At 55.9% G+C, this 4914-nt stretch carries 4 protein-coding genes; 1 reads left to right on the top strand and 3 read right to left on the bottom strand.

Annotated features, from left to right (window positions below; genetic code table 11):
* Together hutU and ACLQ7H_RS13260 are read right to left on the bottom strand one after the other, a co-directional pair.
* Positions 1–1603 (bottom strand): urocanate hydratase (gene hutU, locus ACLQ7H_RS13265; RefSeq protein ID WP_411753075.1); only part of this gene is annotated, 1603 nt, incomplete at its 3' end.
* 420 nt (positions 1604–2023) lie between these two features.
* Positions 2024–3361, bottom strand: coding sequence for an MFS transporter (locus tag ACLQ7H_RS13260; RefSeq protein WP_411753074.1), 1338 nt, complete (start codon positions 3359–3361; stop codon positions 2024–2026).
* Positions 3362–3681: 320 nt separating this feature from the next.
* Between ACLQ7H_RS13260 and queE the strand changes: the two genes are divergently transcribed.
* Entirely contained in the window at positions 3682–4353 is a 672-nt protein-coding gene (gene queE, locus ACLQ7H_RS13255) for a 7-carboxy-7-deazaguanine synthase QueE (protein ID WP_411753076.1), read from the top strand.
* A 163-nt stretch (positions 4354–4516) separates the two neighbouring features.
* Here queE and queD read toward each other — a convergent pair whose 3' ends face one another.
* Positions 4517–4876, bottom strand: coding sequence for a 6-carboxytetrahydropterin synthase QueD (queD, locus tag ACLQ7H_RS13250; RefSeq protein WP_021179400.1), 360 nt, complete (start codon positions 4874–4876; stop codon positions 4517–4519).
* Positions 4877–4914: the final 38 nt, after the last annotated feature.

The raw sequence follows: 4914 nt of genomic DNA, 5'->3' as shown, positions 1-4914 counted from the left end.
CAGCATGGCGCATGACGCCGGTGGCCGGGTCGTTATGCAGCACGCGGGCGATACGCTCGGCGGCTTCATCGGTGCCGTCACAGACGATCACCATGCCGGAGTGTTGGGAGAAGCCCATGCCGACGCCGCCGCCGTGGTGCAGAGACACCCAGGTGGCACCGCTGGCGGTGTTGAGCAGGGCGTTGAGCAGCGGCCAGTCGGATACGGCATCAGAGCCGTCCTTCATTGATTCGGTTTCACGGTTCGGGCTGGCGACCGAGCCGGAATCCAGGTGGTCACGGCCAATGACGATGGGAGCGGAGAGTTCGCCGCGGCGCACCATCTCGTTAAATGCCAGACCCAGTTTGGCACGTTGGCCCAGGCCGACCCAGCAGATACGGGCTGGCAGGCCCTGGAAGCTGATGCGCTCACGCGCCATATCCAACCAACGGTGCAGGTGCTCATCGTCTGGGATCAGCTCTTTGACCATGGCGTCGGTCTTGTAGATATCCTGCGGATCGCCAGACAGCGCAGCCCAACGGAACGGACCGACGCCACGGCAGAACAGCGGGCGAATATAGGCAGGCACAAAGCCCGGGAAGTCAAAGGCGTTATCAACGCCCATCTCTTTGGCCATCTGGCGGATATTGTTGCCGTAGTCGAAGGTAGGTACGCCCATTTTCTGGAACGCCAACATGGCTTCTACGTGTTCGGCCATCGACTGCTTGGCGGCCTTCACCACCACGGCAGGTTCGGTTTGCGCACGGCGGCGATACTCTTCCCAGCTCCAGCCTTTTGGCAGGTAACCGTTGAGCGGATCGTGGGCGCTGGTCTGGTCGGTGACCATGTCCGGGCGCACGCCACGCTTGACCAGCTCCGGCAGGATTTCTGCCGCGTTGCCACACAGGGCAATCGAGATGGCTTTGCCTTCGGCGCAGTACTTTTTCAGGCGCGCCAGTGCGTCATCCAGATCGGTGGCCTGCTCATCGACATAGCGGGTTTTCAGGCGGAAATCGATACGGCTTTGTTGGCATTCGATGTTCAGTGAACTGGCTCCGGCCAAGGTCGCGGCCAGTGGCTGTGCGCCACCCATGCCACCCAGCCCGGCGGTCAGCACCCAGCGGCCTTTCAGGCTGCCGTCGTAATGCTGGCGGCCAGCTTCGACGAAGGTCTCGTAAGTGCCCTGCACGATGCCCTGGCTACCGATGTAAATCCAGCTGCCAGCGGTCATCTGGCCATACATTGCCAGGCCCTTGGCATCCAGTTCGTTAAAGTGTTCCCAGGTTGCCCAGTGAGGCACCAGGTTGGAGTTGGCAATCAGCACGCGCGGAGCGTTACTGTGCGTTTTAAACACGCCGACCGGCTTGCCGGACTGCACCAGCAAGGTTTCGTCATCTTCCAGGGTTTTGAGGGTGGCAACAATCTTGTCGTAACAGTCCCAATCACGGGCCGCGCGGCCGATACCGCCATAAACGACCAGTTCGTGTGGATTTTCAGCCACTTCTGGATCGAGGTTGTTCATCAGCATGCGCAGCGGCGCTTCGGTCAGCCAGCTTTTGGCGTTTAATTGTGTACCGCGGGGCGCGCGAATATCAACATGGCGAACTTTGTTATTTGCAGTCACAGCTAGTTCCTCAAACAGTATCGGTACAAATCTCATCTTATGACGGCAACTCACAGGCCATAACAATGAGCGGGATTTATTAACATATACTTGTATGTACAAGCATATGCAACAGTGGCGACAATTTGAGAAAAATGGCATAAGCAAAGATTATTTGTGTTTTAAATCATGCATTTATGTTTAATTTTCGGATTAAGGCTATTAGCCGGACGTGGCAAAACAGTGAGCTGCTCTACAAAAATGAATTAAAATAGTGTCATTTTTGAGCGACAAATCACAATAATTTTACATATGGATTACAACTCAGCGGAAGCGATAAAAAAATCGTATTACCGGGGGATTGGGAGACAATGAATTGTAGGGGCGCCGCATGCTGCGCCCGATTAGCTGCATGCAGCGCCCGCTAATATAATCAATAGGTTAGATAGCTGGTTGCAATGCGCTTGAACGCGTCATTTTAAATACCGTGGCCAGGCTGGCTAACAGCGCCGGAATTGCCAGGAACAGCAAAATGCTCTGCACCTGCCACTCCATCGCCAGTAGCTGAGCGGCCATCATGGTGCCAGCCACGCCGCCAAAGCGGCCAATGCCCTGCATCCAGGCAATACCGGTAGCGCGGCTGTGTGTTGGGTAGTAGGTGGCTGCCAGAGTTTGCAGGCCGGATTGCGCGCCGTTCATGGTGATACCCATCAGGAAGATAAAGGCGCCGAGCAGCACGATCTGGCTATCCTCGGTGGCCATCGCCACAATCAGCAGGGCGCTGATGGCAAAGCCGGTAGAAACTACCTTGTGGGCATTCCAGCGGTCCATCAACCAACCGGCCATCAAGATCCCCAGCGTACCGCCGAAGGTGAACAGCGACGTCAGGATCGCCGATTGCTCAAGCTGATACCCCAGCCCTTGCATCAACAGCGGCATCCAGCTCAGCAATACGTAATAGATCACCAACCCCATAAAGTAGGTGAGCCACAGCATCAGTGTTCCCACCAGATAGGGGCGGCTGAACAGCAAGCCGACGCTGGTCTTCGACAGGGCCAGCTTGTCTTCATACAGGTAGAAACGGGTAATGTGGCTGATGTTGTGGCTGATAAAGCGTTGGGCGATCGGTTTGATTTTAGCGGCATCCTGACCACGGTTAACCATGTATTTCACCGATTCCGGCAGCAGCAGGATCAACAGCACGGTGAGCAATAGCGGGGCAATGGCCCCCAACAGCAGCACGCTGTGCCAACCGTAAGCGGGGATCAGCCAGGAAGAGATGGCGCCACCGCCTGCCGCTCCCAGCGGAAAGCCGCAGTACATGGTGTTGATGGCCCGCGATCGGCAGCGCTGCGGGGCGTATTCGGAGATCAGCGTGATGGCGTTTGGCATGGCGGCACCCAGCCCCAGCCCGGTGAGGAAGCGCCACAGCGTCAGGCTGTTGAGTGAACCCGCGTAGGCGGTGGCCAGGCTGGAAAGGCCAAAAAACAGGCAGGAGAACACCAGCACCCGTTTGCGGCCAACGCGGTCAGAAATCGGCCCGGCAACCAGGGCTCCCAACGAAAGGCCAAGCAGCGCAGCGCTTAATACCGGCCCCAGATCTTGTTTGACGATCCCCCAGTCTTTGGCCACTGAAGGGGCGATATAGCCCATCGCCGCCGTATCGTAACCGTCAATCGCCAGGATCAGGAAACCCAGGATGATCAGGGTCCAGTGAAACAGCGAAAATTTGCTGTCGTCGATAGCCTGCTGAATATTTAACTCGGTGGAATGAGCCATAGTTTCCTTAAACGCAGATGGGATGTTGATGGATCGTCGGAACTGCGCCCGACTTGTGCCTGCCTGTCTATACATCTGCGTCACAGGCGCATTTATGTCAAATATTTTCGTTTTAAATGTTAATTTTATGTTTGTTTTGGGCGGTGGATAACATCGGCGGTGGGCGTTTGGTGTTTAATAAACGCCACCCATTAACCGGTTAGCCGGAGAAAGCTGCTGGCTGCCGCCGAACGGACAAAATTTAATACACTTTTCCAGGTTTGGTCGCCCGGTCGGGATCTGCGATAATGCGTCTTTCCCTAGACAGATTGAGAAAAATGATGCAGTACCCGATTAACGAGATGTTCCAGACTTTGCAGGGCGAAGGCTATTTCACCGGCGTTCCGGCCATTTTTATTCGCCTACAGGGTTGCCCGGTGGGATGCAGCTGGTGCGATACCAAACACACCTGGGAAAAGGACGCCGATCGGGAAGTGGATATGCAACGCATCCTGGTTAAAACGGCCGAGAGTGATGCCTGGGGTAGCGCCAGTGCGGAACAGTTGCTGGAGGTGGTCGAACAACAGGGCTATACCGCACGCCATATCGTGATCACCGGCGGTGAGCCGTGCATCTACGATCTGATCCCGTTGACCAAGCTGTTTGAGAACGCGGGCTACGGCTGCCAGATCGAAACCAGCGGCACCCATGAAATCCTCTGTTCCCCCAATACCTGGGTCACCGTTTCACCCAAAGTGAACATGCGCGGTGGCTTGAAGGTGGTAGAGCAGGCGCTGATGCGGGCCGATGAGATCAAGCATCCGGTGGGGCGCGAACGTGATATTGAGGCGTTGGATGAGTTGCTGGCAACGTTGCACGACGAAAAACACCGTATTATCGCTTTGCAGCCGATCAGCCAGAAAGAAGAGGCGACGCGGTTGTGTATTGAGACCTGCATTGCCCGCAACTGGCGGCTTTCAATGCAGACGCATAAGTATTTGAATATCGCTTAAGACCGGTCCCTCACCCCAACCTGGATCGTCCCTTCAACCGCCGGTGCTCATGATGCATCACTGCACTTTCGGCTGGACTCGATCGGTTCCCTCTCCTTGGGGAGAGGGTTAGGGTGAGGGAGATCGCACCGCAGCCAATCGCCTCACCCTGAGACTTGCCCTATTAACCTTTATATACGCAGCCTGCGGTACAGGTCTCTTTGACCATCACTGCCGACAACTCTGGCAACTGCGGTTTCAACTGCTGCCAGATCCAGGCGGCGAGCACTTCGCTGGTCGGGTTCTCCAAGCCAGGAATATCGTTCAGATTATAGTGATCCAGGCGCTGCCAAATCGGCTTGAAGGCGGCCTTCAGCTCGGCAAAATCCATCACCCAACCGGTATGGGCGTCTACTTCCCCGGTCACTTCAATACGCACCATAAACGAATGCCCGTGCAGGCGGCCGCATTTATGGCCCTCCGGCACGTTTGGCAGATGGTGTGCGGCTTCAAACTGAAAATCTTTAAATAGCGTGGTTGCCATTATTACGGCCTCATTGACTCAAAAACCGCCGAATACTA

This window comes from Serratia sp. (in: enterobacteria), assembly GCF_046715635.1.
Taxonomy (GTDB): Bacteria; Pseudomonadota; Gammaproteobacteria; order Enterobacterales; family Enterobacteriaceae; genus Chania.
Note: the sequence above shows the minus strand (reverse complement) of the source record. Positions and strands in the feature narration are given on the sequence as shown.